We start from the raw sequence: 25,504 nt of genomic DNA on the forward strand, positions 1-25,504 counted from the left end.
CCCAAGGCATGAGTGTGTCGGGGGAGCCGCGCGGAGGAGCGATGCGGATTTATCCGCTGGAGCGTGAGAGGATGACTGACCGTGAGCGAGCACGATACGCATAGTGCACGCGTGGAGCCCCATTCGGGTGAACCCACGCGGCGCGATTTCCTATATTTGACTACCGGCATGGCTGGCGCCGTGGGCGTCGCGGCTGTTGCCTGGCCGTTCATCGACCAGATGCGGCCTGATGCATCGACGCTTGCGCTCGCATCGATCGAAGTGAATGTCGCAGCTCTTGAGCCGGGTATGTCGCTCACCGTCAAATGGCGGGGCAAGCCGGTGTTCATCCGCAACCGGACGCCGAAGGAACTCGAAGAGGCCAACAAGGTCGAGCTTGCCGCGCTCAAGGATCCGGTGGCACGCAATGCCAACCTGCCGGCCGATGCGGAAGCATCGGGCGTCGATCGTTCTGCCGGCGCCGGCAAGGAAAACTGGATCGTGATGATCGGCTCCTGCACCCATCTGGGTTGCGTGCCGCTCGGTCAGTCCGGGGACTTCGGCGGGTGGTTCTGTCCGTGTCATGGGTCGCACTACGATACGGCAGGCCGTATCCGTAAGGGACCTGCTCCGCAAAACCTGGCCATCCCGACGTTCGCATTTGCGTCGGATACCGTGATCCGGATCGGGTGAGGGGAGCATTCTCATGAGCGATCATTCGTCCTACCAGCCATCCACCGGCATTGAAAAATGGGTCGACCAGCGGCTGCCGCTGCCGCGTCTGATCCATGACAGTTTCATCTCGTTTCCGGTGCCGAGAAACCTCAACTACGCCTATACGTTCGGCGCCATGCTTGCGGTCATGCTGATCGTACAGATCCTGACCGGCGTCGTGCTGGCCATGCATTACACCGCATCGACAGTCGACGCGTTCGACTCGGTCGAGAAGATCATGCGCGACGTCAACCATGGTTGGCTGCTGCGCTACATGCACGCCAACGGCGCGTCGTTCTTCTTTATCGCCGTCTACCTGCATATCGGACGCGGTCTCTACTACGGTTCCTACAAGGCGCCGCGCGAAATCCTTTGGATCCTCGGCGTCGTCATCTATCTCCTGATGATGGCGACCGGCTTCATGGGCTACGTTCTGCCCTGGGGACAGATGTCGTTCTGGGGTGCCACCGTCATCACCGGCTTCTTCTCGGCTTTCCCGCTGGTGGGTGAATGGATACAGCAGTTCCTGCTCGGCGGCTTTGCCGTCGACCAGCCGACGCTCAACCGCTTCTTCTCGCTGCATTACCTGCTGCCGTTCATGATAACGGGCGTCGTCATCCTGCACATATGGGCACTGCATGTGACCGGCCAGACCAACCCGACCGGAGTCGAGATCAAGACGAAGACGGATACGGTGCCGTTCACACCTTATGCGACGCTCAAGGATGCGCTCGGCGTTTCGGTGTTCCTGATCGTCTATGCCTGGTTCATCTTCTACATGCCGAACTATCTCGGCCATCCTGATAACTACATCCCGGCCGATGCATTGAAGACCCCGGCACATATCGTGCCCGAATGGTACTACCTGCCATTCTACGCGATGCTGCGCGCGATCACCTTCAACTTCCTGTTTATCGACTCGAAGCTCGGCGGCGTGCTGGTGATGTTCGGTGCGATCATCATCCTGTTCTTCGTGCCATGGCTCGATACGTCGAAGGTGCGCTCGGCCGTGTACCGGCCCTGGTACAAGACGTTCTACTGGATCTTCGTCGTCAACGCGATCCTGCTCGGCTGGCTCGGATCACAGCCGGCGGAAGGCATTTTCGTCGTGCTGTCGCAGATCGGGACGGCCTACTATTTCGGCTTCTTCCTCGTGATCATGCCGCTGCTCGGCCTGTTCGAGACACCACGCCGCATTCCGAATTCGATCACGGAAGCGGTGCTGGAGAAACAGGGCAGAACAGCCAATGCCGGCGTCGCGGCCGCTCAGGCAAATGCCTGAGCGCAGGCGGGAGGAGACATACATGAAGAAGATCACACTCGGCCTCGCTTCGCTCACCCTGGCACTCGGCCTCACCATGGGTTCGTTGAGCGCGCAGGAAAAGCATGACGTCGGCGCCGGCACAGCCGGTGGCGGCGGCGGTGACCATGCGGAAGGCGGCACGCCGCATTATCCGCTGCGTCATCCGGAACCTGTGGACTGGACCTTTGCCGGTCCCTTCGGCCACTACGACAAGGGCCAGCTGCAGCGCGGCCTCAAGGTCTATACGGAAGTCTGTTCCGCCTGCCATTCGATGCGGCTCGTGTCGTTCCGCACGCTTGAGGATCTCGGCTATTCGGACGGTCAGGTGAAGGCGCTTGCGGCCAATTACGAGGTGCAGGACGGTCCAAACGACGACGGCGAGATGTTTACCCGCAAGGCCGTACCATCGGACCACTTTCCGTCGCCCTATCCGAACGCCCAGGCAGCGGCGGCGGCCAATAACGGTGCTGCACCGCCGGATATGTCGTTGCTTGCCAAGGCGCGCGGCATCACCCGCGGCTTCCCGCAGTTCGTGTTCGACATCTTTACCCAGTACCAGGAAGGCGGCCCGGACTATATCCACGCGCTGCTGACCGGCTACCAGGATCCGCCTCCGGGCGTGGAAGTCGCACCGGGGACGCACTACAATCCGTACTTTGCCAATGCCTCAGCGCTCGCCATGGCCCCGCCGATCAGCAATGATCAGGTGAGCTATGACGACGGTACGCCGCAGACGGTGGATCAGTATTCGAAGGACGTCGCCGCGTTCCTGATGTTTACTGCCGAGCCGCATCTGGAAGAGCGCAAGCGCACCGGTTTCATGGTGATGATCTTCCTGGTGATCTTTACCGGGCTGATCTATCTGACCAAGAAATCGGTCTATGCCCGCAAGCCGCATTGATATTTAAGGTCTTCATGGAAAAAGCGGCTTCGGCCGCCTTTTTTGTTGTCTTGCGGCTGGCCGCTCAAAGGTCCCGGCAGTGATCAGAAATAGGTGACCGTGACGATCACCGTGTCGGTGTAGTTGCCGGCGGCTGCCGGTTGCGGAGCGACGCGGCCAAAGACCGGTATCGACTGCACAGCGCCGGCCCCCGTGCCGGAGACCAGTGCGCTACCTGTCGCACCCCAAGGTCGAGAATGGGCCTGATCGGCGTAAAGGCCGTAGGCGATCGTGTTCGTGCCGGAGCGCATTAACCGTTGTTCCGGGTTGGTGGCCGCAGCCAGGCCGCCATCCATGGCGATGCTGTAGGTTGAGTTCGGCGTGCAGGTGACGTCGACCCCGCCGCTCGCGGTCACTTCGGAATCGATCAGGCCGTGAAGACCGAAATCTAGGTTCGAAACGGCGATCAGGCAGTTTGCCGCAACGGTTGCCTGGACGGTAAAGCTTGCCTGCGCCAGTGTCGCCGAGGTCGGTGCCGCGCAGTCGAGGGTGCTTCCCTCTTCGTAGTAGAACCGCACCTCGCCGGTGGCGAAGGAGGAGAGGTAGGTGCCGGTGCCAGCGCTCGTCTGGCCGGCAGACAGCCCTCCGTAAAGCGTCACGGCGCCATTGGCCTCACCATCAGATGCGGCGATGCGGATCGTCCGTGGCTGGCCGAGTGTCGTATCGTCATACGAACCCCAGCGGGTCGCGCGGCCGGCGTCGGCGTAGAGCTGGTAGCCGAGCTCGTTCGCGCCCGATCGCATGATGCGGGTCCCGCCGGATGTGCCACCGCTACCGCTGCCGAGATTGCCGCAGAGCGTGACCGCGGTTGCGTTGGCGCTGACGCCGCTGCAACTGATCGAAACCTGCGCCGTCGCATCGGCGGACACGCCCGAGAGCGTATCGACATTGCCGAAGTTGGCGGAATCGATGTCGACGGTACAGCTTGCGGCCGCGGCGTCGCCGGCTCCATAGAGGAGCAGGCCGATCCCGGCCTGGAGAAGAAGCGTTCTGAGGCGCTTAAGGCTGGCATATCGCATCGGTAATACTCACCTGTTTGCCCCGCTGGGGCTTGTATTGGAAGGTTGCCACGCAGGTGGTCTCATCCGGCAGCGTCAGGGTGAGGCGGTTGCTGGCTTTCAGATTTTCCACGAGCGTCTGGCCGTCATAGCCGACGACGAAAGGTTCCGATCCGGTCTTCGTCGTGCCGCTGGCGCCGACTGCGATGGGTTTTCCGTCCGGTCCGGAGAAGGTCACCAGTGCGGCGTTCGCATCGACGTCGACCTCGAAGTTGACGACGATCCCCGATCGGTCGGCCGGCACCACGACGGTGCGGGTGGTGTTGACGACGGCGTCGAGCGGCAGATCCTCGGGGTCGATCGCAATGTGGTTTTCCTGATAGGAGCGCAGGTTCGGAAGGAGCAGCTTGCCGCCGCTGTTTGTGCGGCCGGCTGGTCTGTTCTCATGCTGGACCTCGACGCCGGGCGCGCCTGCATCGACGATGGCGAACGCGTCGTTGATGCGGTTGGACGCGAAGACGCCGCCTCCGGCCGCGACCAGAGCTCCATCAACGGTCACACTGGCCCTTGTCTTGCTGCCGCGTTGGTCGACGCGCGCCGCCACTTTTGCCGCCGAAGCGCGGTAGCTGACGGCTGCCGAGTTGATCGCGTTTTCCGACTGCGTCCGGCCAACGCTCCAGCCGTAGTCGCCGATCTGCTGACCCAGCGTGCGGCTGACCGTCTGCGTCACGCTGGTTTCGTCTGACTGCGATGCTACCGATGTGGTGGCCGAGATCCGCTTGCCGATCGGGACGAAGAGGCTCGCATAGATTCCGACAGTGCCGTCGGTCAGGCTCTTGATCGCGGACACGGAAAATGTGCTGTCATTGAACACCGGGCGGCTGTAGGAAAGGCCGAGGATACGCTGCCGGTCACCTTCTGCGGTCTCGGCATTGGTGAAGCTGAAGTTCAGGTTCGATCGGTCGAAAGGCGTTGGGACCGACAGGGATACCTGGTCGAGCGCCTTGGGCGGCGCCGCTGATCCGAGCAAGATCCCGTCGGTGGAGCTGCGCTTGTCGGCCGTGACCGAGGCAATGTCCTGAAAACTGCCGAAGCTGCGCTGCATGCGGGCTCTGAGGTGAAAGCCCCGCATCTGTCTCTCCCAAGTCATGCCAACCTGCTCGCCTATTGCACCGTCGTGATAGCTGCCAGCGCCCGAGAGCGATATGACGCCACTCCAAGGGGCAGCGAACACCGCGCCGACACCGCCATGGACGAGATCCTCGCCGCCCTCGGCATGGCCTTCCATCGTCAGCCAGTTGGTCACGCCGGTGCGCAGGGTCGCCGATCCGTAAGGGCGTGAATCGTAGTCATTCGAGTCGATCCCGTAGCCGTGTCGCGCAAAGCCCAGCTCGGCGGAGAAATCGTAAAGCCCGCGGGCGAGCATCTGACTGGACGCGATGAAGCTGCTTTCGGTCGACACCTGCTGCCCTTGAGCGTCGGTGACGACAACCCGGGCATTGCCGCTTCCGTCGACGAAGGGCAGGTTGGTGATGTCGAACGGACCTGCGCCGACCGAACTGGAAAAGCGCTTGGCATCATTGAGATAGACATCGACGGTGGAAGGCACGGCAGCGCTTGCCGACAGTTCCGGCACGGGAAAGGTGACGAGGTCGGATCTGAGCGAGAAGCTGCGTTGCACCTGCAGGCCTCCAAGACGGGTCGGGCGCGTCCAGTTCAGGCCGCCGGTGATGACGTCACCGGCGCTGTAGGTGATCATCGAGTCCTGATCCGAATAGCGCCAGGTCGTGTCCAGGCGCGTCGAGCCGTAGTATGTATCGTCCGAGGTGCTGGCGATAAATGTATTGCTGAGGACGCCCAGCGGGCTGAAATACAGGGCTTCGAAAGCGCCGCTCACACCGGTGAAGCCGAACCGCGAATCCTTTTCGGAATTGTCGGAAGACGCGACGATATTGTAGTTGAGGAGTGCACCGGACGAGGATTGCGCCTTCAGTCTCGGTCTCTTCGGCGCACCGCCGCGCCGCGCCTTGGCGTCGATGATTTTTGGCGCGCGTTCGCCGTTCGATGCGGTAAAATCGATCGTTTGCTGCAGATCGTCGTAGACGAAGGTGACTGATGGTAGCTGATCGATCGTCACGCGGCCATCGGCGCCGATTGCCGTCTTGGCGGGCTTGATGCCGATATTGCGCAGCTGCTCGATATCGATCGAGAGGGATCCGTCCGGTGCCTGCCGGAAGGCGGCAACGAGATTGGTCTTTACGCCGTTGATCGATACGGACAGATAGAGGTCGCTCGGCCCGCCCGTATCGGTGGCCGCAGGGACGTCAAAAGGATCGGCGTCGGCCGCCAGATCGGCACCCGGAGACGGATCCCCGGATGCCGCATGACCTGCGATCGGCAGGACGAGGACGGCGAGGCACAAGCGCGCCAGGAGCAGGGCTGTCTGACGCGCCATGCGACCGACCCCCTAGTCGGTAAACCGAACGGGGATCGAATGCCGGATCATGACGCTGACCTGACCGGGGGTCTTTCGCCCGGCCTCGGGCAGCTGATCGATCGGAAGCCGGTAGGACTCTGTTCCGACAATCGGCTTCTTGCTGACACGGACAACTCTGATCGAGTTCTCAGTGCCAGGTTTCAGCGTGGTGACCGGGGGGCTGGCAACCACGTCCGTGGTGGGATCGAGGCGATCCCTACCATTGACCTTCGTCCAGCGAAAAACCCGCACCTGCACCTTGACCGGCCGCAACCCGTCTTCCCACACCCGAACCGTTCCCGTGGGGGAAGAGGCTTTCAGATCCAAAGTGATCGGAGAAACCCTCAAAGCAGCTGCTCCGGCACCGCCGGCTATCAGGCATGCGAATAGGCTCGCTGCCATGAAGCGCATGGAGATCATCTTGTCATCCTTATTTTCAGGTTAGCGACACGCCGCGCCGCCGGAGCTTGCCGCAAGCTTCGTGCTTAGTAGTTGATCGTTGCGATCAAGACGTCGGCGTAGGTATCAGCCTGGACGCTCTGGTTCGCTGCAAGCACTGCCGTGAACGGAATGACGTCTGCTCCGCCAGTCGCGGTGCCGTCAAGCGTGTTCGTACCGAGGGTGGCGCCCCAGATCGGGCCGGTCGCCAAGCCCTGGTGAACCGTATAGGTCGCCAGACCACCGTTGGCTACGCCTGTCATAAAGCGGGTTTCAACGGTTGCCAGGGCGCCATTGCCGACACCGAGCTGTATCTGATAGGGCGCATTCGCCGTGCATTGCACGGTCATGTTTCCGGGGACCTCGACGGCTACATCGATCAGGGCCTGATTGCCGAAGGCTACCGGATCAGTGGCCAGCGTGCATTCGGCAGCCACGGTCATGGAGACATCCATGTTGGCATCCAGTGTCTGGGCAAATGCGGCGCTGGACGTCAGGGAAAGGGCTGTAGCGGCGAAAATCGTCGCGAGTATTGTCTTCGTCATGAAGGACCTCAATGGGCGCGATCATTCGCGCTTTGATAGAAATTGGCAATGTTGCCAACCCTAGACTGCGGTCCAATTTGTTAACGAAACATTAATGCCGTTTCTTTCACAAGTAACTAATTTACTCTAAATCACATAAAGTGATGATGAATCGGAAAAATCAATCTTCCGCATTCAAACGAGCCAGCGCCTAAGGCGAGGGCCGGGCGACAGTTTACTTATTCGTGATTTCTAATGGATGGCGGAATGTCGAGAGTGCAGGTATCAATTGCGGTTAATACTCAGATCGGTTTTGGTTGAAGAGACGGCGGACGAGAATGCGTCGCTGGGGGGCACTGTTGGGTCGGCGGGTAGTGCGCGGTTTGATCTGGACAATGTCGACCGCAGCTGCCTATTGCTTTCCTTTAGCAACGAACAACAAACAAGGCTCCCGCCCCAATGTCCTCCCGTGACGACACACTCGCCGCCTCCATCCGTGCCATCCGTGATTACCCGAAACCAGGTATCATCTTTCGCGACATCACGACGCTGCTTGGCGATGCCAAGGCGTTCCGCCAGGCGGTGGACGATCTGGTGAAACCTTATGCCGACATGTCCATCGCCCAGGTGGCCGGTATCGAGGCGCGTGGCTTTATTCTCGGTGGTGCACTAGCGCACCAGCTCTCGGCAGGGTTCGTGCCGATCCGCAAGAAGGGCAAGCTGCCGCACGAGACCGTTCGCGTGGCCTACAGCCTCGAATACGGCGTCGACGAGATGGAAATGCACGTGGACGCCGTCAAGCCCGGCGAGAAAGTCATCCTGACCGACGACCTGATCGCGACCGGCGGCACGGCCGAAGGAGCGGTAAAGCTGCTGCGCCAGATGGGTGCGGAGATCGTATCCGCCTGTTTCGTCATCGATCTGCCGGAACTCGGCGGCCGCAAGAAGCTGGAAGCCCTCGGCGTCGAAGTGCGTACGCTGATCGAGTTCGAAGGGCACTGAAGAAAATTCCCAAATGCCGCCGGTTTTGAGGATTGCGACCGGCGGCGGAGGCGATATCCTTCACCCGTTCCGGACTTGACCGGAGCCTCGGGGAGACGGCCATGGATATCGCAAGCCTGACTGCCTTTGCCGCCGCGTTTCTGGTTTTCGCGGCAAGTCCCGGACCCGACAATGTGACGATCATGGCCCGTACGGTGTCGCACGGTGCGGCCGCCGGTATCGCCTACGGAGCCGGAACGGTCACCGGCATCCTGATCTTTCTGTTCCTCGCCGTGTTCGGCCTGTCGCTGGTGGCGGAGGAGCTGGGCATGGCAATGACGGTGCTGCGCTATGCCGGGGCTGCCTATCTGGTCTGGATGGGCGTGCGGTTGTGGTTTGCCGAGCCGGTTCCGGCCGATCATGCCGTGGTAACGGGCCGGTCGGGGCTGGTGGCGACATTTGCGACCGGTGTCCTTCTCAATCTCGGCAATCCGAAAATGCCGCTCTTTTACATAGCGCTCCTGCCCAACGTCGTTGGACCCAATCTCACGATGGAGCAGGCCGGCGTTTTGGCGCTTGTCATCGTCGCCGTCGAGGTTCTGGTGATCGGCGGCCACGTGGTTCTTGCCGGGCGGGCGAGGGCAGCACTGAAGCGCCCAGCGGTTCTGCGGCGCGTCAACCGGGGCTGCGGAGCGGTGATGGTGGGGGCGGGCGTTGCTGCTGTTGCCGTGCGATAGTGGTGTCAGGTGAATTCGAGAACGGTGCCTTCGTAGCGCATCACCGTCTCGCCGTGCTGGTTGACGCCGTCATTTTCCGTCAGGTTGATGAAGGTGCCGGGGCGGCTTCCGAGCGGGCGCGATTCGATCAGGGTCACGGAATAGGTGATGCTGTCGCCGGCATAGACGGGTTTCAGCCATTGCAGCGACTTGAAGCCGGCGGAAGGGCCGAGTTTGGGGGCGACGAGGCCGGCGGCTTCGAGGCGTGCGACTTCCGCTGTCCAATAGGCCATGAACGTCTTCATCCAACCGGCGCAGGTGTGCCAGCCGGAGGCGCAGAGCCCGCCGAAGACGTAATCCTTGGCGGCTTCCGCATCCACATGGAAGGGTTGCGGATCGAATTTCCGGGCGAAGCGGATGATGTCTTCAGGGGTGAAGAGCAGCGTGCCGGTTTCGATCCGCGTGCCGGGGGGAGAGAGTTCGATCAGCCTCATGGCGTGACCTCGGCCGCGTTTCGGAGCCGGATCATGATCGGGTTTTCACCGCGCATGACGATCTGGCCTTGCTGATTGGTGACTTCGTGCAGGAAGTTGACGAGGCCGATGCCCGGGCGGGAGCGGAGCAGGCGGGTCGAGGCCACGGTGGAGCGGCCGGACAGCGTGTCGCCGGCGAGGACCGGCTTTTTCCATTCCATCAGTTCGATGCCGGGCGAGCCTTCGGACGCTGCGCGCGACAGCCAGCCGTCATACATCATCCGCATGAACATCGACGATGTATGCCAGCCGGACGCCGAGAGACCGCCGAGAATGCTGGCACGTCCGGCGGCTTCATCGAGATGCATCGGCTGAGGGTCGAATTCGGCAGCGAACTCGACGATTTCCTCGGCCGTGACAAGCTTATCCGCAAGCGGGAAGGTGCGTTCCGGGGTGAAGTCCTCGAAGTGATATTCGATTTCCGTCATCACGTTCGCGCCTCCGCGGTGTCCCGATCAGGTGTTGAAGCGGAAGTGGATCACGTCGCCATCGTTTACGACATATTCCTTGCCTTCGTCGCGGCCCTTGCCAGCTTCCTTGGCGCCGACTTCGCCCTTGAAGGCGACGTAGTCATCAAAGCCGATGGTGAAGGCGCGGATGAAGCCGCGTTCGAAATCCGTATGGATAACGCCGGCAGCGGCCGGGGCCTTGGTGCCGCGGACGATCGTCCAGGCGCGGGTTTCCTTGGGGCCGACCGTGAAATAGGTGATCAGGTGAAGGAGGTTGTAACCGGCGCGGATAAGGCGATCGAGACCTGCTTCTTCAAGGCCGAGCGCCGAGAGGAATTCCTTGGCTTCGTCTTCCGGCAGCTGCGCGACTTCGGACTCGATGGCGGCCGAGATGATGACGCATTCGGCACCCTGTTCCTTGGCCATCGCGGCCACGGCCCTGGTGTGCTCGTTGCCGTCGACGGCATCGCTTTCGGCGACGTTGCAGACGTAGAGGACGGGATGCGAGGTCAGGAGGTTTAGAGCCTTCAAGATCTCGATGTCGTCGGCTGCCAGCGTCTTCAGAAGAATGCGGGCAGGCTTTCCGTCGTTGAGAAGCTTGATGACGGCTTCCATGACCGGCAGCTGGGCCACGGATTCCTTGTCGTTGGTCTTGGCGCGCTTGCGGGTCTGCTCGACGCGGCGTTCCAGGCTTTCGAGGTCGGCGAGCATCAGCTCGGTCTCGATCGTCTCGGCATCGCCGACCGGGTTGATGCGGCCTTCGACATGGGTAATGTCGTCGTCTTCGAAGCAGCGCAGCACGTGCACGACAGCATCGACTTCGCGGATATTGGCGAGGAACTTGTTGCCGAGACCTTCACCCTTCGAGGCGCCGCGCACGAGGCCGGCGATATCGACGAAGGAGATACGGGTCGGAATGATTTCCTTGGAGCCGGCGATGGTGGCCAGCTGCTGCATGCGCGGATCCGGAACCGCGACTTCGCCGGTGTTCGGCTCGATCGTGCAGAACGGATAGTTGGCAGCCTGCGCCGCTGCAGTCTTGGTGAGAGCGTTAAAGAGCGTGGACTTGCCGACATTCGGCAGGCCGACGATACCGCATTTGAAACCCATGGGACGGACCCCGTCTGACTAGAATTGTTCGTTGCCGTGGCTATGGGGGAAACAGGCCGGGCGGTCAAGGGTTGGCGGGGTGAGGGAGGTCGTCGGAGCTGGTAACGACGCAAAACAGAATTCGGAAACGAGACGTCGGCTTGCGATGCAAACACAAATCAGACCCACCGGTCCCAATCGGGCAAATCACCGCAGTTGCTTGAATTTCCGACCCGTCGGTGCGATATAGCCAGCATACAATCATTGCTGTTTGAGCATGGCGAACGTCATCAGGAGATGCGGATGGCCGGAGACACCACCCTCACGCCGAAGACGACGACAAAGCCCAAGCTGGAGCGGCCGAAGCTCTACAAGGTTATGCTCGTCAACGACGATTATACGCCGCGCGAATTCGTGACCATGGTTCTGAAAGCCGTGTTCCGGATGAGCGAGGATACGGGCCGGCGGGTGATGATGACCGCCCACCAGATGGGTGTGGCGGTCGTGGTTGTCTGCACCAAGGATATTGCCGAGACCAAGGCCACCGAGGCGATCGATCTCGCCAAGGAAGCCGGTTTTCCGCTGATGTTCACGACCGAGCCTGAAGAATAGCCGGTCGTCCGCTCACGCCGCGGTGACGCCGAGAGCTTCGGCGGAGATCCAGAACACCGCGTCCTGCGATTCCTCGGTTTCCAGCCAGACGAAGTCGAGACCCGGAAATTCCTCCTCGAGGATTTCACGGCCGGAGCCGATCTCGCAGATCATGCCGCCTTCGGGATTGAGGTGGTTTGCGGCGTCTGCCAGCAATGTCCGCACCAGATCGAGACCATCAACACCGCCATCGAACGCCATCGAAGGCTCGGCACGGAATTCCGCCGGGAAACCATCCATCGCGTCGTGATCGACATAGGGCGGGTTGGTGATGATCAGGTCGTATTTCCGGCCTGCGAGCGGCTGGAAGAGATCGCCCTGATGCAGGCTCACCTGCTGTTCGACCTCATGTTCCCTAAGGTTCAGCTTTGCCACTTCCAGCGCGTCGGCCGACAGATCCACCGCATCGACGGCGGCGTTGGGAAAGAATTTGGCGGCCAATACCGCGAGGCAGCCGGAGCCGGTGCAGATGTCCACAGCGCTCTCGACCATCATCTGGTCGGGCAGGAAGGACGATCCGTTCGGGCCGAGATATTCGCGAAACAGGATCTCGCCGATATGCGAGCGTGGCACGATGACCCGCTCGTCGACCAGAAACCGCACACCCTGGATATAGGCGCGGCCGGTGAGATAGGACGACGGTTTACGGGTCGTGACGCGGGCCTCGATACGCTCTGCGAGAAGCCTGCGCTCGGCCGGCAGGAGGCGCGCGTCGAGGAAGGGATCGAGTGCGTCGATCGGCAGGTCGAGCGTATCGAGCAGCAGAAAGGCCGCGTCGTCGCCGGCCGTCGTGGTGCCGTGGCCAAAGGAAAGATTGGCGGCGTTGAAGCGCGAGATTGCATAGCGCCAGTAATCGCGCAGCGTGACGAGTTCGGTCGTGAGAGCGGTCATATCTGGTGTCATCTTACTTGTCCTTGTCGCCGAACAGTTTCTTCAGCATGTCGGCCATCGGGCCGGTGGCCGGGATGTTCGGTTTCATGCCGCCGCGCGCCTGGTGGATATGGCTCTTGCCCGCTGGTTTTGGCGCCTTCGGGGTGGGCTTCGGCTTTTCGTCCTCGTCCGGCTGGCTGCCGACGGCAAGGGCCAGCTTGTTCATCAGCTGTGAATCCTCGCCCTTCACCAGCATTTCGGCATTGTCGGCGAGCGCATCGAGAAGCTGCGGCAACCAGGCCTGATCCAGCTTGTCGAAATCGCCGAGCACGTGGTTGTTGACGAATTCCTTGGCGCCGGGATGGCCGATGCCGAGCCGCAGGCGGCGGTAATCCTTGCCACAATGGGCGTCGAGCGACTTGATGCCGTTGTGGCCGCCATGGCCGCCAGCCGTCTTGATGCGCGCCTTGCCGGGCGCCAGATCGAGTTCATCATAGATCGCGATGATGTTTTCGGGGCCGAGCTTGTAGAAGCGCATGGCTTCGCCGACCGCTTCGCCCGACAGGTTCATGTAGGTCTGCGGCTTGATCAGCAGAACCTTGTCGCCGGCAAGCTCGCCCTCGGAAATGAGGGCCTTGAACTTCTTTGCCCATGGCGAAAAGCCCGGCCGCCGCTGGATGGCGTCGAGCGCCATGAAGCCGATATTGTGGCGATTGCCGGAGTACTTGCTGCCGGGATTGCCGAGACCCGCAATGATCAACATAAAGTGCGTCCGAATTTTCGTACAGGATGTGGTCTCACCACCCCGAAACGGAACGGAAGTCAACCCGGTTTCGTCCCTGCCGACTGATTGGCACCGCTGATCGCTTGCTCAGTGTTCGGCCTTGAGGCCGTAGCGCCGGTAGATCGTGTCCTGGCGGCCATCGCGGATCATGCTGTCGAGTGCGGACTGCATTTTAGCGATCAAGGCGTCCGGGACTGTTTTCTGACAGGCAATGCCGAGCTTCTCCTCGGAGAGGGGAACCACCCTCTCGACGTCGGTGCCATTGTTCTTCAGCCTCTGATAGACGCCTTCCGACATGGGCATCATGTCGATCCGGCCCCGGACGAGCTTGCGCAGCGACGTGTCGAAATCGGCGCTGAGATCGAGGTTCGCAAATCCCATCGATTTCAGAAGGTCTTCGGTGAAATCGAGCCGATGGGTTCCGATCAGAAAGCTCTTCGCCTCATCGAGCGTCGTGGCGTGGATCGACGAGCCCGCCCGCTTGACCAGGATCGTATGGTTTACTGAGATCGTCATGACCCATTTGAACCGCGGCTTGCGGTCCGCTGTCTGCGCTGCCGAGAAGGCGCAGGTCATCGGCTCGGTCTCGGCGAGCGCGATGGCGCGCGCCCAAGGGATCATCTCAACGTCATAGGGTATCTGCGCTTGCCGCATGATGACATCGATCTGGTCTATGCCTGCGCCGCCATAGCGACCGTTCTGATCACGGTAGCTGAAGGGTGCATAGGGCTCTGTCTTGAGCTGGAGCCTGTCTGCGGCATGCGCCTGCAGGCAAGACCACGGTCCGATTGTTGCAGCGAGAGCAAGCACGACGAGTGCTGCGCTTGTCATGCCACACCTGATCGAGGACATCTGCTGCTCCACATCGAGGGCCGGGATTTCAGCTTGCAATAGAATCAATTCGGTCGCCGCTTCGGTCGGCGTTCAACATCTTAAGGACATCGCCGATCGCTTGCGGTCGTGCGAAGTAGTAACCCTGAGCGTATTCGATGCCCATGTCGATGAGTGTCGAACGCTGATATTCGGTTTCGACGCCTTCGGCGACGACATGGCAGTTCATCTTGTGCGAGATCGCGGCAATGCCTTCGATCAGCATCTTGTTTCGACGATCGATATCATCGTCGCCATTGTTGAGAGACCGGATAAAGGATTGGTCGATCTTGACGATATCGACCGGGAAACGGCTGAGATAGCTGAGCGAGGAATAGCCGGTTCCGAAGTCGTCAAGCGCGATGCGGCAACCGATGTTGCGGATCTCGTCGAGCAGCCTGCGGATTTCCGGATTGTCATGCATCAGCACGGCCTCCGTGATCTCGATGACCAGTCGGGACGGGCGGATTGCGTAGCGGCCGAGCAAGGTTGACAGCTTGACGGGAAGGCTCGCATCGAATTGCAGCGGCGATACGTTGACGGCGACATAGGTGTCAGACATGCCCGGTATCCGGGAGATGCGGGCAAGATTGGCGACGGCGTCCTCAAGGATGAGATTGCCGATCTGGCCAATCGTACCGGTTTCCTCGGCGACGCTGACGATTGCGCCCGGAGGGACAAGCCCCTTGCGCGGATGGCGCATGCGCATGAGCGCTTCAAAGCCGTTGCAGGCGCCGGTCCTGATATCCACGATCGGCTGGAGATGCGCTTCGAACCAGTTGGCGGCAAGCGCTGCTTCGATGTCGGTTTCGATTTCGGCACGTTCCCGCGTCTTGTCGAGGATGGCCGAATTATAGACCTGCGCACCGTTCTTGCCGTCGCGCTTGCGGGCATACATGGCCAGATCCGACTTCTGTAGAAGCTCGGCGCCGCTTGCGGCATGGGCAGGGTAGAAGGCAAGGCCGATACTGGCGCTAAGGCGCACACTGTTGGTCTCGATACGGAATGGAACGTCAAAGAACTCGACGATTCTCTGGCACAGCTCGGTGCCGCGCCGTTCCGACCCCTCGCCACACAGAAGAATGGCAAACTCGTCGCCGCCCAGGCGCGATGCCGCGTCGTGGTCGCCCAAAAGCGGCAGCATCCGCTCGACGAACTGGCCGAGCACGAGATCGCCGGCCGCATGACCGAGATTGTCGTTGATCGATTTGAACCGATCGAGATCGACGAACAGACAGGCGATGTCGGTTCCGTTGCGATCCGCCTCGATGATTTTCTGCTCAAGCGCCGCCTCGAACCCCTGACGGTTGAGAAGACCGGTCAGGTGATCGGAAATGGCCTGCTGATAGTTGCGGATTTCTGACTGCTTGAGCTCGGTGACGTCGGTCATCACGCTCAGCGAGCCGGTCTCGCCGTCGCCCGCGGAACCGAGTTCGGTCTCCGCGATGAGGACGTTCATCGTCTTGCCGGACTGACAGATGAAGCGCACGGTGACTTCGAACGCCGGTCCGCGCGATCGCACCTGCGATTTCCTGTTGTGGTAGAGGCTGCGGTCTTCCGGCATCACCAGTTCGCAGAAGGGCAGGTTCAATATGTCAGATCGGCTGTACCCGGTCGCAACGAGCCAGTAGTCGCTGACGGCGGCGATCCTGTCGTCGGCGTCGAGCGAAAACAGCATGGCCGGCGTGAGATTGTAGGTCTGCGTCGTCTTGCGATGTGCCAGCTTCAGCTCGCGCTCCTCGTGTTCAAGAAGGGTCTGCATCTCGTTGAAGCTCTTGGCCAGGCGTCCCATTTCATCGGTGGAGCGCCAGTCGACATGGTGACGAGAACCGAGGCGACGGGTCGCTTCGATTGCGGCGGTCAAACGCAGAAGAGGTTTGATCACCATCACGCGGTTGCCGAGAATGGCGGCGCCGAACACGGTCAGGATGGCGATGATGAAGATCGAGATGAAGGCGAACTCGAATTCGTGAAGCTTCGAGAACCAGCCGATTGTCGGGATGCTGACGCTGACCTTACCGACAACGCGAGCGCCGTAGTTCGACATGTAGGTGATGGGCTGTGAGCGGATCGTCAGGTCGCTCAGGGATATCTCTTGCGGCGTGACTTCCGATATATTCAGTTTGCCCGTCGTGTCGGTGACGCGAACCGCGTAGATGGTCGGATCTTTCACCATGGCGACGGCGATCTGGTGAACGCTTTCGGTATCGAGATCCCAGAGGGGCTTGGCAAGCGCTTGCGAGTTCGTCGCCAGAACGATGTCGACATGCTCTTCGAGCGCCCGAACCGCCTGCTGCGATGACAACGCCAAAAGCAGCGTGAACAACGGCACGACGACGGCCAGAAGCGCGCCCGAGATAATGGCTATGAACCGACTCTCAACGGAATGAGCCACCCGTATTCCCCGCCTGCTTGTAGTCGGTGTTAGCCGCCGACTGCGTGTTCCCCAACACAGTAATTGGCCGGATAATTCCAGCCATTGATTAAGCTTTACTGAAGCCGGGAAGAGTAAAGCGAAGCGGATCTTAAAGAGGGTTACGTAATCCTGACCGGAAAACGTAAAAGCCCGCCTTCGGTGGAAGGCGGGCTCTCAGAAAGACAAGACGAAAATGTCTTATTCGGCTTCAGGAGCCGCAGTCTCAGTCGCTTCTTCTTCTTCGACGCCTGCAGCAGGTGCAACGATCGTCGCGATGGTGAAGTCGCGGTCGGTGATGACAGGTGTCACGCCCTTCGGCAGCTTAACGGCCGAGATGTGGAGGCTGTCGCCGATCTTGGCGTCGGTCAGATCAACCGTGATGAATTCCGGGATCTGGTCGGCCGGGCAATGGAACTCGACCGTGTGACGGACGATGTTCAGAACGGCGCCCTGCTTGATGGCCGACTTGTCTTCGTTTTCGAAGTGTACCGGTACTTCGACGTTGACTTCAGTCTTGGCCGAAACGCGCAGGAAGTCGACATGCATGGTGAAGTCGCGGACCGGATCCAGCTGGTAGTCCTTCGGGAGGACCTGGATCTTCTTGCCGTCGAATTCGATCGTCGCGATGGTGGTCATGAAACCGCCAGCGTGAATGCGCTTCGTGACTTCGTTCGTGTTGAGCACGATCGACAGAGGAGCCTGCTTGTCACCATAGATGACTGCAGGGATAAAACCGTTGCGGCGAAGTTCACGGGAGGACCCCTTACCGACCCGTTCGCGCGCCTCGGCCTTGAGCACGTAAGTTTCCTTGCTCATGGCAATTCCTTTCGAGGTTGTTTGGAGAGTTCTTCGCGGACAGTGCCGCGTCAAACCGGAGGGCATCGTCCGACGCTCTCCATCCGCGTTGCCTCCAAGGGTGTCTACGCGGACGGGGTCCCTATAGTCCATCAGGGCAGGAGACGCAAGGGATCTGCGGCGTGGTTGGCTCTGCAAACCGGTCGTCGTCGTTACCTACCGCCAGATACCTGCGTGGCCAATATGAAACTTCCGGTATGTGCCGTTTTGCCATCCATTAATGACGTTCATTCGAAATTAGCGAGATTCGATAAATGCGAGGTCCGGGCGACCGAATTTGTTAAATTGTGAGGGTCAAGACGGTGTTAACTCCGGAGACCAAGATCTAACATGTACGCCGTTCTGTCCTGTCTGGCCTATGAGCACAATCTCTTCCTCGTCGTCGTGGCGGGGGCGCTCTGCTTCATTGCGAATGCGGGAACCGTGGTTTTTGCCGCCCGGGCACGACAGGCAAACGACCGCAGCCGCTACGGCTGGGTGATCGTCTCCGGCGGAGCAGGGGGCTTCGGGATCTGGGCAACACATTTCGTGGCCATGCTCGCCTACGATCCGGGCCAGCTCTTCACATTCAATCTGTCGCTGACGCTGCTGTCGCTTGGTATTGCATTTCTCGCGACATTTGCGGCGGGACTGCTTGCCGTGCTGTTTACCGGCAAATCCGGCGCTGTGGCCGCTGGCCTGGTATTCGGTACCGGCGTTTCCTGCATGCATATTACCGGCATGGCGGCGATCGAGTTCGGCGGCCTGATCGTCTGGTCGCAGCCGCTGGTCATCGCTGCCATCGTCACCGCGATCGTCATGTCGACGACAGCCTTCCTCATGATCCTGAAGGGAGGCCTTGCAAACAACATTCTTGCTGCAGGTCTCCTGTCGCTCGGCATCGTCTTTATGCATTTCATCGCGATGGGCGCGGCAACGCTTGTCCCGGGTTTCGGGATCCTGCCTGAAGACGGGATGCTGTCGAAGCCGCTGATGCTGGCAACGATCATTGCCGTCTCGCTGTCGCTGATCGGGTCGGGCCTGGCCGTTGCCACAATCACCGGGCGTGCGGCGCGGTCCTCGAAGGCCAGCGAAGCCAATTTCCAGATGCTCGTGCGCGGGGTGACCGACTACGCGATCTACATGCTTTCACCCGAGGGCGCCGTCTCCAGCTGGAATGCAGGGGCAGAGCGTGCCAAGGGGTACAGGGCCGACGAGATCATTGGTCAGCATTTTGCACGTTTCTATTCGGATGAAGAACAAGCCCGGGGTCTGCCGGAACAGGCGCTCGCAACAGCGCGCACAACCGGTCTGTTCGAGGCGGAAGGCCGGCGCTACCGCAAGGATGGGAGCTGGTTCTGGGCACATGTGGTGATCCAGCCCGTCCTCGACGACGATGGCGTGCTTGCCGGCTACGCCAAGATCACGCGCGACATCACCCGTCAGAGACAGGACACCGACCGGATCGCCTCCGTGACGCAGAACCTGGATCTGGCGCTTGAGAACATGGCGCAGGGGATCTGCCTGTTCGATCGCGAGCAGCGGTTGGTGCTGACGAACCGGCGCTATGGCCAGATTTTTCGGTTTGAGGAAGGCGCTCTGAAGCCGGGTATGACATACCGCGAGATCGTGGCTCTTGGCTACAGGACCTCGTTTGCCAACGCGGCGGAGGCGGAAGCACGGGCAGAACAGCATTACCAGCGCAACATCGCAGCCATCAATTCCAGGCAGGAAGCCCTTCTTCACCGACTGAGCGACGATCGGACGATACGGATCGATTTCAGCTATCTCGATCAGGGCGGCTGGGTTTCGACATTCGAGGATATCAGCGAGCGGATACGGTCGGAGGAAAAGATCGCCTTCATGGCGAAGCATGACAGCCTGACGCAGCTTCCGAACCGTCCGGCTCTGATGGAATATCTCGAAGCCGAGGTGCGTAACGCGGAGAGCGAGGGCGGGCATGTTGCGGTCGTCGGCATCGATCTCAACAAGTTCAAGCAGATCAACGATCAGTTCGGGCACGCGGCCGGCGATGCCGTGCTCAAGGAAATTGCCGAGCGGATGAATTCGATCGTGCGGCCGCACGAGATGTTTGCCCGGTTCGGCGGCGACGAATTCGTGGCCGTGAAGCGCTACGGGGATTTGGCCGAAGTGTCCGAGTTCCTCGACCGATTGTCGGATGCGTTCGGGCAGCCGATCCAGATCGAGGTGCATCGTCTCAGTCCTGGCGCAAGCATGGGTGTTGCGCTCTACCCGCATGACGGGGCATCCCCCGATGCGCTGATCGCGAACGCGGACCTGGCCATGTACCGCGCCAAGGGCTCGCTCTCGCGCGACATCTGCTTCTACGACATCGAGATGGACGAGGCCGCCCGCGACCGAACCAAGATGGCGGAGGATCTTTGGACGGCGATCGAGCAGGATCAGCTCAGGCTGCACTACCAGGTGCAAAAATCGGTCGCGACCGATGAGATCACCGGTTACGAGGTCCTGCTGCGCTGGAGCCATCCGGAGCGAGGCAATGTCTCGCCGGCAGATTTCATCGGGGTCGCGGAGGAATGCGGCGCCATCCTGCCGATCGGCGCGTGGGTTCTGCGCGAAGCATGCCGGGAGGCGGCGAACTGGCCGAATGACTACAAGGTCGCGGTCAATCTGTCGCCGGTGCAGATCGCCCATGCCGACATGCCGGCGCTGGTTCATACCGTGCTTCTGGAAACCGGTCTGAAACCAAGCCGTCTCGAGCTTGAAATCACCGAAAGCTCGATCATCAGCGACAAGCAGCGGGCGATGAATGCGCTTCGCTCCATCAAGGCGCTGGGCGTATCGATTGCGATCGACGATTTTGGGACCGGCTATTCGTCGCTGGAGACGCTGCGCTCCTTCCCGTTCGACAAGATCAAGCTCGACCGGAGCTTCCTGACCGAAGTGGACCGCAGCGAGCAGGCAACGGCCATGGTGCGAGCAATTCTGGCTTTGGGGCAGGGCCTGCAGATCCCGGTTCTCGCGGAGGGTGTCGAGACGGTAAACCAGCTCGACATTCTGCGGCGGGAAGGATGCCACGAAGTGCAGGGCTATCTTCTCGGTCGGCCGATGCCGATGGAAGATCAACCGAACCCGCAGGCTGGGTCAGAGATGGGCTCGGCCAACCAGAACGCTGCCTGAAGATCGCGGAAACGTTTGACCTAGCGTCGGGGTTCGCCGCCGGGGGCGTAGGCCGTTTTCTGCTCGAACCGGAATTTGTGGCCGCAGTCGCTACAGCGCAGCATGTATTTGCGCGGATCTTTCGAGGCGAACTCGGTCTGAAAACCTTTCGGGAGTTCGTCGATGCGAAAATCGCGATTGCTGGCGCGCTTGTCGTCGGACTCGGAGACTTCGGCATAACCGGCATGTCCGCACTGCGAGCATTCGAGTTTTCGGGAATAGCGGTCGCGGGCGGTCATGCGGAACTCCTTGGGTACCGCGCTTACATAGTCAACAGACGCCGCGAATGCAAAACGCCGGGATGAAAATCCCGGCGTTTATATTCTTGGCGTTCAACTCACGTCGCGATCAGCGGCGGCATTCGCCCGGAGAGACCGCGCCGAAGCCGGCATTGCGGGCTTCGCAGGCATTCGGGAATGTCTGGAGCCGACCGCCACGCTGGCCGCAGACCGGGCGATATTCGCGGGTGCACATGCCGCCGCCATTTTCAGGACGGTCAGGTCTACCGGGACGATCCGGCCTCGAGGGGCGATCCCAATCCGGGCGGTCAGGCCGTGATGGACGATCCGGGCGATCGGGTCTGGATGGGCGATCCCAATCTGGACGGGGATCGGGGCGATCGGGCCGGCTCCAGCCGGGGGCGGGACGTTCCGGCGGATAGCCGGGGCCTGGACCTGCGTCGACGCAGGCGGAAAGCATTGGAGCCAGGATGAAAAGTGCAAGCCATTTCGGCTTGTTTCGTAGGATCGACATCGCGATAGGTCCTCCCTCTGCAGATGGATGGCAGACCTCTATCAGACTTACATAGCCGTGGGACAGGGGCCGCAGCGTTTTTGCTGCAAAGCCCGTCCCACGGTCATGCGTCAATCCTAGTCGAACAGGCTCGAGACGGACTCTTCCATGGCGGTACGGTTGATCGCCTCGCCGAGAAGGTTTGCCGTGGTGATGACGCGGATATTGTGCGCCGACTGAACGGATGTCGTCGGCTGGATCGAATCCGTGATCACCAGTTCCTTGAGCTTGGACGCCGCGATGCGGGCAACGGCACCGCCCGACAGCACGCCGTGGGTGATGTAGGCGGTCACGCTGGTGGCGCCATTCTTCAAGAGCGCTTCGGCCGCGTTGCAGAGTGTGCCGCCGGAATCGACGATATCGTCGATCAGGAGACAGTCCTTGCCGGTCACGTCACCGATGACGTTCATGACTTCCGACTCGCCTGCGCGTTCACGCCGCTTGTCGACGATGGCGAGCTGGCAGCCGAGGCGCTTGGCAAGCGCTCGGGCGCGAACCACACCGCCGACATCTGGCGAGACCACCATGACGTTGTTGAGGTCGTAGTGTTCCTTCACGTCGCGCGCCAGAATCGGCACGGCGTAGAGGTTGTCGGTCGGGATATCGAAGAAGCCCTGGATCTGGTCTGCGTGCAGATCGAGCGTCATGACACGGTTGGCGCCGGCCTCGGTGATGAGGTTGGCGACGAGCTTGGCCGAGATCGGCGTGCGCGGCCCGGCCTTGCGGTCCTGGCGGGCATAGCCGAAATAGGGAAGCACAGCCGTGATGCGCTTGGCGGAAGACCGCCGGAACGCATCGATCATGATCAGCAGTTCCATCAGGTGATCGTTGGTCGGAAACGACGTGGACTGGATGACGAACACGTCTTCCCCACGGACATTCTCCTGTATTTCAACGAAGATTTCCTGGTCTGCAAATCGCCTTACCGAGGCTTTTCCGACTGGTACATTAAGATAGCTGCAGATCGCGTCGGCCAGATGCCGGTTCGAATTGCCTGCGAAAACCTTCATTGCGGTCCGCCTGTATTGAAGCTGGATGGCGGCCTTTTACCGGCGCCACCTTCGAATGCAATAGCGTTTTCCCTCAGGCCACCGTTTTTTGCGAAGAAACAGTGACCGTGTCACATCATGGTTACCTAACCGCCATGCGATTGCCGCCAGCTCATATAGTCCTGGATCGTCTTTGCGGCGATGAGTTCCATGGTTGAGGAGGGCACTGCGGCCCATGGATCCTGACCGCTGCCGGGCACATTTTCCTGCCCCTGCATGCGGTGAAGTCTGGAGCCGGTATTGTCGAGAACATCCCAGACGTAGACGATGGTGATCTTTTCGCCATCGCTGAAGGCCGAGAAATAGCCCTTGAGGATCTGCTCGGTACCCGTATCGCTGGACGGACGGATCGTCAGCCCGGCGGCGCGCGCCTCGGCACCAAGCCGTCGCGACAGCGGCGTCACGGCCTGTACGGGGGCACCGATGATCGGCAGGAAGCGGATGGTGTTGCCTGCGGCGGCGGGCAGGGAAGCCTCCTGCTGGGGCGCTGCAGCGGTAGACTGGGCTTCAGCCTGGCTTTGGCCCTGCCAGTCGGGCGGTGGGCCTGAAGAGGCGGGCGAGGTCTGGTTGCCAGACTGCATCGCCTGGGCCTGTGCCTCGAGCGTATTTTGCGGGCGCGGCTGGTAGGTGTCGTTTCTGTAGGTTTGGTTCTGGTAGGTCTCGGGCCTTGGGGATCGGGCCATGCGTTCCGTATCGGCCTGGGTGACCGGTGTCGATGCGCGACTGCCGCCGCCGATCTCGGCGCGCGGCGTCAGGGCCTCGCTGGTGTTGCAGCCGGAGACGGACAGAGCAACGATGCAGGCGGAAAGCAGTTTTCCTATAAGCCGCATGCGTTCGCCCCTTTGCCGGTTCCCATCCCGCGACAAGCTAAGGTCGGATTTTCCGGCCTGTCAATGATCGCGGGCTTCTCAGCCCTGGATAAGGTCGAGACCATGGCGTGAAAGCGGCCGGGGGGCGCCTTCCGTCGTCAGATAGGTCTGGGCGAGCGTCATGGCCGCGCCGCTGTCGCTGTCCATGATGATCATGTGCACGAACAGCGTCATGCCGGGCAAGATCTCCTGCGGATTGCCGAAGTGGAACATCTGGTGCTCCATCCACGACGGCGAGAAGCGGGCGCCCAGCGAATAGCCGCAGGCATTCAGCCGGTGACGGGAGAGGCCGCGTTCGTCGAGGATCCTGGCATGGGTATCGAACACGTCCCCGAATGTATGACCTGGAGACAGAACCTCCTCGATCGCCCGGATCGTCTCAAGGCAGGCCTTGTAGAGTTCCTTGTGGCGCGGCGATGGCTCGCCGACGAGCGCGGTGCGCATCATCGCGACGTGATAGTGGGCGGCGGTGCCGGCCCATTCGAGCGTCAGCTGGTCGGTGGCATCGAGCTTGCGGCGACCGGCCTTGTAACGGCACAGAAGCGCATCCTCGCCGGAACCGATGATGAATTCGTTGGCGGGATAATCGCCGCCGCCGGAAAACACCGCGCCCTGCATCGCCGCGAGGATATCGGCCTCGTCGCCGCCGGCCTTGATCAGCGGCAGAGCGGCGTCGAGCGCATCGTCCGCCAGTTCGGCGGCGCGTTGCACATGAGCGATCTCGGCCGCGCTTTTGACGAGGCGCAGCCGGCTGACCAGATAGGATGCGTCACTGAGCTGGCCGAAATTGGTGAGCTGGTTGTCGAGCAGGCGCGCGATGCGGCCGGTCATGCCATGCGTGTCGTATTCGACGCCGATCTTTGCGCCGAGCAGATCGAGTTCGCTCAAGAGGTTCTTGAGATCCAGCGTCGGATCGGCATTCACCCGGTCGACCCAGACCACGATGTTTTCGATGATCGAGGTCTGGCGGGCCTGGCGAAGGTCGGCAGAGCGCGTGAGCAGCGTCATCGAGCCATCGGCCTTCACGACCAGCGTCTGGAAGAAGCAGTAGCCGAACGTGTCGTAGCCGGTCAGCCAGTACATGCTTTCCTGCGCAAACAGCAGGATGGCATCGAGCTTTTCCTCGGCCATCTTCGTCGTCAGGCGGGCGAGGCGATCGGCATATTCCGATCTGTCGAAGTGCAGAGCCATGGTAGTCCTCCCGAACTTTTATTGCTGAAGCGCGATGGCTGAAATCTGGCGGCCGTAATCCGGCTCTTGGTCATGCGTCGTGCGGCGATAGGAAAAGAAGCGTTCCCGATCCGGGTAGGTGTCGAGGCCGAGGTTCTCAGCGGTGACGCCTGCCGCCTTCAGCCGCGACATGGTGAGAGCGGGCAGATCGAACATGGAATGCTGTGGCTTCGGAGACGGTGTGAAGAAGGCTGCGTATTCGGGGTTCACGCCAAGGAAGCGTTCCACGAATTCCGGCCCGACCTCGTAGCTGTCAGGCCCGATCGACGGGCCGAGGACGGCCACGATCTTTTCCCTTTCAGCACCGAGCGACACCATCGCGTCGATCGTGTTTTCGAGCACGCCTGTCAGCGCGCCCTTCCAGCCGGCGTGAGCCGCGCCGATCACGCCATTGTCGCCATCGGCAAACAGGATGGGGCCGCAATCGGCAGACAGGACGCCGATCACGACGCCCGGCGTGGCCGCGACCATCGCATCGACCTGCGGGCGCTCGCCTGAATAGGCGGCATCGACCACGACCACATCAGGCGAATGGACCTGATGGACGGTTGCGAGCTTTTCGAGCGGCAGATCGAACCAGGCCGCAACCCGCCGGCGGTTTTCGAGAACGAGCGTCTGATCGTCTTTCGACCCGACACCGACATTGAGGCCGGCGTAGATGCCGTCCGAAACGCCGCCCTTTCGCGTGAAGAAGCCGTGGCGGATTTTGGCGCCGGCTTTAGCGTTCAAGACTGCGCTTTCGATCGGCGTCGGCGAGGCGTTCTCCGGCATCGGTTTATCCACCCTGCTGATTTTGTT

25 protein-coding genes are annotated in these 25,504 nt (G+C 61.1%); 7 read left to right on the forward strand and 18 right to left on the reverse strand.

The window, feature by feature from the left end; all coding sequences use genetic code 11:
* The first annotated feature begins 81 nt into the window (after window positions 1–81).
* From petA to ASF70_RS22520, 3 genes are read left to right on the forward strand one after another with little or no spacing between them, the layout of a single operon-like run.
* Entirely contained in the window at window positions 82–672 is a 591-nt protein-coding gene (gene petA, locus ASF70_RS22510; protein ID WP_062582935.1) for a ubiquinol-cytochrome c reductase iron-sulfur subunit, read from the forward strand.
* A gap of 13 nt (window positions 673–685) precedes the next feature.
* Complete coding sequence (locus tag ASF70_RS22515; RefSeq protein WP_062455743.1) at window positions 686–1,975, forward strand: cytochrome b N-terminal domain-containing protein; 1,290 nt, start codon at window positions 686–688, stop codon at window positions 1,973–1,975.
* A gap of 22 nt (window positions 1,976–1,997) precedes the next feature.
* Window positions 1,998–2,897, forward strand: coding sequence for a cytochrome c1 (locus ASF70_RS22520; protein ID WP_062455745.1), 900 nt, complete (start codon window positions 1,998–2,000; stop codon window positions 2,895–2,897).
* A gap of 83 nt (window positions 2,898–2,980) precedes the next feature.
* Here ASF70_RS22520 and ASF70_RS22525 read toward each other — a convergent pair whose 3' ends face one another.
* The 4 genes from ASF70_RS22525 to ASF70_RS22540 form a co-directional block, all read right to left on the reverse strand.
* Window positions 2,981–3,955: a spore coat protein U domain-containing protein gene (locus ASF70_RS22525; RefSeq protein ID WP_062582940.1), complete on the reverse strand. Its 975-nt coding sequence runs from the start codon at window positions 3,953–3,955 to the stop codon at window positions 2,981–2,983.
* Window positions 3,936–6,389, reverse strand: a complete 2,454-nt coding sequence (locus ASF70_RS22530; RefSeq protein WP_062582942.1) for a fimbria/pilus outer membrane usher protein — start codon at window positions 6,387–6,389, stop codon at window positions 3,936–3,938. The genes ASF70_RS22525 and ASF70_RS22530 overlap by 20 nt, the downstream gene beginning before the upstream one ends.
* Window positions 6,390–6,401: 12 nt before the next feature.
* Window positions 6,402–6,830: a fimbria/pilus periplasmic chaperone gene (locus ASF70_RS22535; protein WP_062582943.1), complete on the reverse strand. Its 429-nt coding sequence runs from the start codon at window positions 6,828–6,830 to the stop codon at window positions 6,402–6,404.
* 65 nt (window positions 6,831–6,895) lie between these two features.
* The gene (locus ASF70_RS22540; protein ID WP_062582946.1) at window positions 6,896–7,393 is read right to left on the reverse strand and encodes a spore coat protein U domain-containing protein; all 498 of its coding nucleotides are present in this window, start codon (window positions 7,391–7,393) and stop codon (window positions 6,896–6,898) included.
* Window positions 7,394–7,831: 438 nt separating this feature from the next.
* Between ASF70_RS22540 and ASF70_RS22545 the strand changes: the two genes are divergently transcribed.
* On the forward strand, window positions 7,832–8,374 hold the full coding sequence (locus ASF70_RS22545) for an adenine phosphoribosyltransferase (protein WP_062455760.1): 543 nt from the start codon (window positions 7,832–7,834) through the stop codon (window positions 8,372–8,374).
* 101 nt (window positions 8,375–8,475) lie between these two features.
* Entirely contained in the window at window positions 8,476–9,090 is a 615-nt protein-coding gene (locus ASF70_RS22550; RefSeq protein ID WP_062455763.1) for a LysE family translocator, read from the forward strand.
* Between the two features lie 5 nt (window positions 9,091–9,095).
* On the opposite strand, the gene ASF70_RS22555 is transcribed toward ASF70_RS22550, so the two are convergent.
* The 3 genes from ASF70_RS22555 to ychF are packed head-to-tail and all read right to left on the reverse strand — an operon-like array spanning window position 9,096 to window position 11,161.
* A complete protein-coding gene (locus tag ASF70_RS22555; protein ID WP_062582948.1) occupies window positions 9,096–9,563 on the reverse strand; it encodes a MaoC family dehydratase in 468 nt (155 codons plus the stop codon).
* A complete protein-coding gene (locus ASF70_RS22560) occupies window positions 9,560–10,030 on the reverse strand; it encodes a MaoC family dehydratase (protein ID WP_062582950.1) in 471 nt (156 codons plus the stop codon). Before ASF70_RS22560 ends, ASF70_RS22555 begins: the two co-directional genes overlap by 4 nt.
* Window positions 10,031–10,057: 27 nt before the next feature.
* Window positions 10,058–11,161 (reverse strand): redox-regulated ATPase YchF, encoded by a 1,104-nt coding sequence (ychF, locus tag ASF70_RS22565; RefSeq protein WP_062582952.1) that lies wholly within the window; start codon window positions 11,159–11,161, stop codon window positions 10,058–10,060.
* 282 nt (window positions 11,162–11,443) lie between these two features.
* Between ychF and clpS the strand changes: the two genes are divergently transcribed.
* The gene (gene clpS / locus ASF70_RS22570; protein ID WP_062455774.1) at window positions 11,444–11,752 is read left to right on the forward strand and encodes an ATP-dependent Clp protease adapter ClpS; all 309 of its coding nucleotides are present in this window, start codon (window positions 11,444–11,446) and stop codon (window positions 11,750–11,752) included.
* A 12-nt stretch (window positions 11,753–11,764) separates the two neighbouring features.
* Here clpS and prmB read toward each other — a convergent pair whose 3' ends face one another.
* The 5 genes from prmB to ASF70_RS22595 form a co-directional block, all read right to left on the reverse strand.
* Window positions 11,765–12,694, reverse strand: a complete 930-nt coding sequence (gene prmB, locus ASF70_RS22575; RefSeq protein ID WP_062582954.1) for a 50S ribosomal protein L3 N(5)-glutamine methyltransferase — start codon at window positions 12,692–12,694, stop codon at window positions 11,765–11,767.
* Window position 12,695: 1 nt separating this feature from the next.
* Window positions 12,696–13,424 carry an aminoacyl-tRNA hydrolase gene (pth, locus tag ASF70_RS22580; RefSeq protein WP_062455780.1) on the reverse strand — a complete coding sequence of 243 codons (729 nt, stop codon included), beginning with the start codon at window positions 13,422–13,424 and terminating at the stop codon, window positions 12,696–12,698.
* A 108-nt stretch (window positions 13,425–13,532) separates the two neighbouring features.
* Window positions 13,533–14,297: a transporter substrate-binding domain-containing protein gene (locus ASF70_RS22585; RefSeq protein ID WP_244474107.1), complete on the reverse strand. Its 765-nt coding sequence runs from the start codon at window positions 14,295–14,297 to the stop codon at window positions 13,533–13,535.
* Window positions 14,298–14,325: 28 nt separating this feature from the next.
* Window positions 14,326–16,710 (reverse strand): EAL domain-containing protein, encoded by a 2,385-nt coding sequence (locus ASF70_RS22590; RefSeq protein ID WP_062582956.1) that lies wholly within the window; start codon window positions 16,708–16,710, stop codon window positions 14,326–14,328.
* Window positions 16,711–16,929: 219 nt separating this feature from the next.
* Window positions 16,930–17,547, reverse strand: coding sequence for a 50S ribosomal protein L25/general stress protein Ctc (locus ASF70_RS22595; RefSeq protein WP_062455789.1), 618 nt, complete (start codon window positions 17,545–17,547; stop codon window positions 16,930–16,932).
* 369 nt (window positions 17,548–17,916) lie between these two features.
* On the opposite strand from ASF70_RS22595, the gene ASF70_RS22600 reads away from it, so the two are divergent.
* A complete protein-coding gene (locus ASF70_RS22600; RefSeq protein WP_062582959.1) occupies window positions 17,917–20,727 on the forward strand; it encodes an EAL domain-containing protein in 2,811 nt (936 codons plus the stop codon).
* Between the two features lie 20 nt (window positions 20,728–20,747).
* Here the strand turns inward: ASF70_RS22600 and ASF70_RS22605 are convergent, their stop codons facing one another.
* From ASF70_RS22605 to pgeF, 6 genes are all read right to left on the reverse strand, one after another.
* Window positions 20,748–21,005: a hypothetical protein gene (locus ASF70_RS22605; protein ID WP_062582961.1), complete on the reverse strand. Its 258-nt coding sequence runs from the start codon at window positions 21,003–21,005 to the stop codon at window positions 20,748–20,750.
* A gap of 109 nt (window positions 21,006–21,114) precedes the next feature.
* Window positions 21,115–21,519, reverse strand: coding sequence for a Kazal-type serine protease inhibitor (locus ASF70_RS23805; RefSeq protein WP_082472021.1), 405 nt, complete (start codon window positions 21,517–21,519; stop codon window positions 21,115–21,117).
* A 116-nt stretch (window positions 21,520–21,635) separates the two neighbouring features.
* A complete protein-coding gene (locus ASF70_RS22610; protein ID WP_062455798.1) occupies window positions 21,636–22,568 on the reverse strand; it encodes a ribose-phosphate pyrophosphokinase in 933 nt (310 codons plus the stop codon).
* A gap of 125 nt (window positions 22,569–22,693) precedes the next feature.
* On the reverse strand, window positions 22,694–23,437 hold the full coding sequence (locus ASF70_RS22615) for a hypothetical protein (RefSeq protein WP_062582962.1): 744 nt from the start codon (window positions 23,435–23,437) through the stop codon (window positions 22,694–22,696).
* A 78-nt stretch (window positions 23,438–23,515) separates the two neighbouring features.
* Window positions 23,516–24,667 carry a Xaa-Pro peptidase family protein gene (locus ASF70_RS22620; RefSeq protein WP_062582964.1) on the reverse strand — a complete coding sequence of 384 codons (1,152 nt, stop codon included), beginning with the start codon at window positions 24,665–24,667 and terminating at the stop codon, window positions 23,516–23,518.
* An 18-nt stretch (window positions 24,668–24,685) separates the two neighbouring features.
* Window positions 24,686–25,477, reverse strand: a complete 792-nt coding sequence (gene pgeF, locus ASF70_RS22625; protein WP_062582966.1) for a peptidoglycan editing factor PgeF — start codon at window positions 25,475–25,477, stop codon at window positions 24,686–24,688.
* Between the last annotated feature and the right edge of the window lie 27 nt (window positions 25,478–25,504).

This window comes from Rhizobium sp. Leaf321 (assembly GCF_001423215.1).
In the GTDB taxonomy this organism is placed as follows: domain Bacteria; phylum Pseudomonadota; class Alphaproteobacteria; order Rhizobiales; family Rhizobiaceae; genus Neorhizobium; species Neorhizobium soli.

Excerpts from the sequence above, each read along its gene's own strand:
- ASF70_RS22550 (WP_062455763.1), top strand. The coding sequence starts at position 8,476 with ATGGATATCGCAAGCCTGACTGCCTTTGCCGCCGCGTTTCTGGTTTTC.
- ASF70_RS22600 (WP_062582959.1), top strand. The coding sequence starts at position 17,917 with ATGTACGCCGTTCTGTCCTGTCTGGCCTATGAGCACAATCTCTTCCTC.
- pth (WP_062455780.1), bottom strand. The coding sequence starts at position 13,424 with ATGTTGATCATTGCGGGTCTCGGCAATCCCGGCAGCAAGTACTCCGGC.
- ASF70_RS23805 (WP_082472021.1), bottom strand. The coding sequence starts at position 21,519 with ATGTCGATCCTACGAAACAAGCCGAAATGGCTTGCACTTTTCATCCTG.
- ASF70_RS22585 (WP_244474107.1), bottom strand. The coding sequence starts at position 14,297 with ATGTCCTCGATCAGGTGTGGCATGACAAGCGCAGCACTCGTCGTGCTT.
- ASF70_RS22515 (WP_062455743.1), top strand. The coding sequence starts at position 686 with ATGAGCGATCATTCGTCCTACCAGCCATCCACCGGCATTGAAAAATGG.
- ASF70_RS22545 (WP_062455760.1), top strand. The coding sequence starts at position 7,832 with ATGTCCTCCCGTGACGACACACTCGCCGCCTCCATCCGTGCCATCCGT.
- ASF70_RS22540 (WP_062582946.1), bottom strand. The coding sequence starts at position 7,393 with ATGACGAAGACAATACTCGCGACGATTTTCGCCGCTACAGCCCTTTCC.
- prmB (WP_062582954.1), bottom strand. The coding sequence starts at position 12,694 with ATGACACCAGATATGACCGCTCTCACGACCGAACTCGTCACGCTGCGC.
- ASF70_RS22610 (WP_062455798.1), bottom strand. The coding sequence starts at position 22,568 with ATGAAGGTTTTCGCAGGCAATTCGAACCGGCATCTGGCCGACGCGATC.
- ASF70_RS22595 (WP_062455789.1), bottom strand. The coding sequence starts at position 17,547 with ATGAGCAAGGAAACTTACGTGCTCAAGGCCGAGGCGCGCGAACGGGTC.
- ASF70_RS22555 (WP_062582948.1), bottom strand. The coding sequence starts at position 9,563 with ATGAGGCTGATCGAACTCTCTCCCCCCGGCACGCGGATCGAAACCGGC.
- ASF70_RS22520 (WP_062455745.1), top strand. The coding sequence starts at position 1,998 with ATGAAGAAGATCACACTCGGCCTCGCTTCGCTCACCCTGGCACTCGGC.
- ASF70_RS22620 (WP_062582964.1), bottom strand. The coding sequence starts at position 24,667 with ATGGCTCTGCACTTCGACAGATCGGAATATGCCGATCGCCTCGCCCGC.
- ychF (WP_062582952.1), bottom strand. The coding sequence starts at position 11,161 with ATGGGTTTCAAATGCGGTATCGTCGGCCTGCCGAATGTCGGCAAGTCC.
- ASF70_RS22615 (WP_062582962.1), bottom strand. The coding sequence starts at position 23,437 with ATGCGGCTTATAGGAAAACTGCTTTCCGCCTGCATCGTTGCTCTGTCC.
- clpS (WP_062455774.1), top strand. The coding sequence starts at position 11,444 with ATGGCCGGAGACACCACCCTCACGCCGAAGACGACGACAAAGCCCAAG.
- ASF70_RS22605 (WP_062582961.1), bottom strand. The coding sequence starts at position 21,005 with ATGACCGCCCGCGACCGCTATTCCCGAAAACTCGAATGCTCGCAGTGC.
- pgeF (WP_062582966.1), bottom strand. The coding sequence starts at position 25,477 with ATGCCGGAGAACGCCTCGCCGACGCCGATCGAAAGCGCAGTCTTGAAC.
- ASF70_RS22525 (WP_062582940.1), bottom strand. The coding sequence starts at position 3,955 with ATGCGATATGCCAGCCTTAAGCGCCTCAGAACGCTTCTTCTCCAGGCC.
- ASF70_RS22560 (WP_062582950.1), bottom strand. The coding sequence starts at position 10,030 with ATGACGGAAATCGAATATCACTTCGAGGACTTCACCCCGGAACGCACC.
- ASF70_RS22535 (WP_062582943.1), bottom strand. The coding sequence starts at position 6,830 with ATGATCTCCATGCGCTTCATGGCAGCGAGCCTATTCGCATGCCTGATA.
- ASF70_RS22530 (WP_062582942.1), bottom strand. The coding sequence starts at position 6,389 with ATGGCGCGTCAGACAGCCCTGCTCCTGGCGCGCTTGTGCCTCGCCGTC.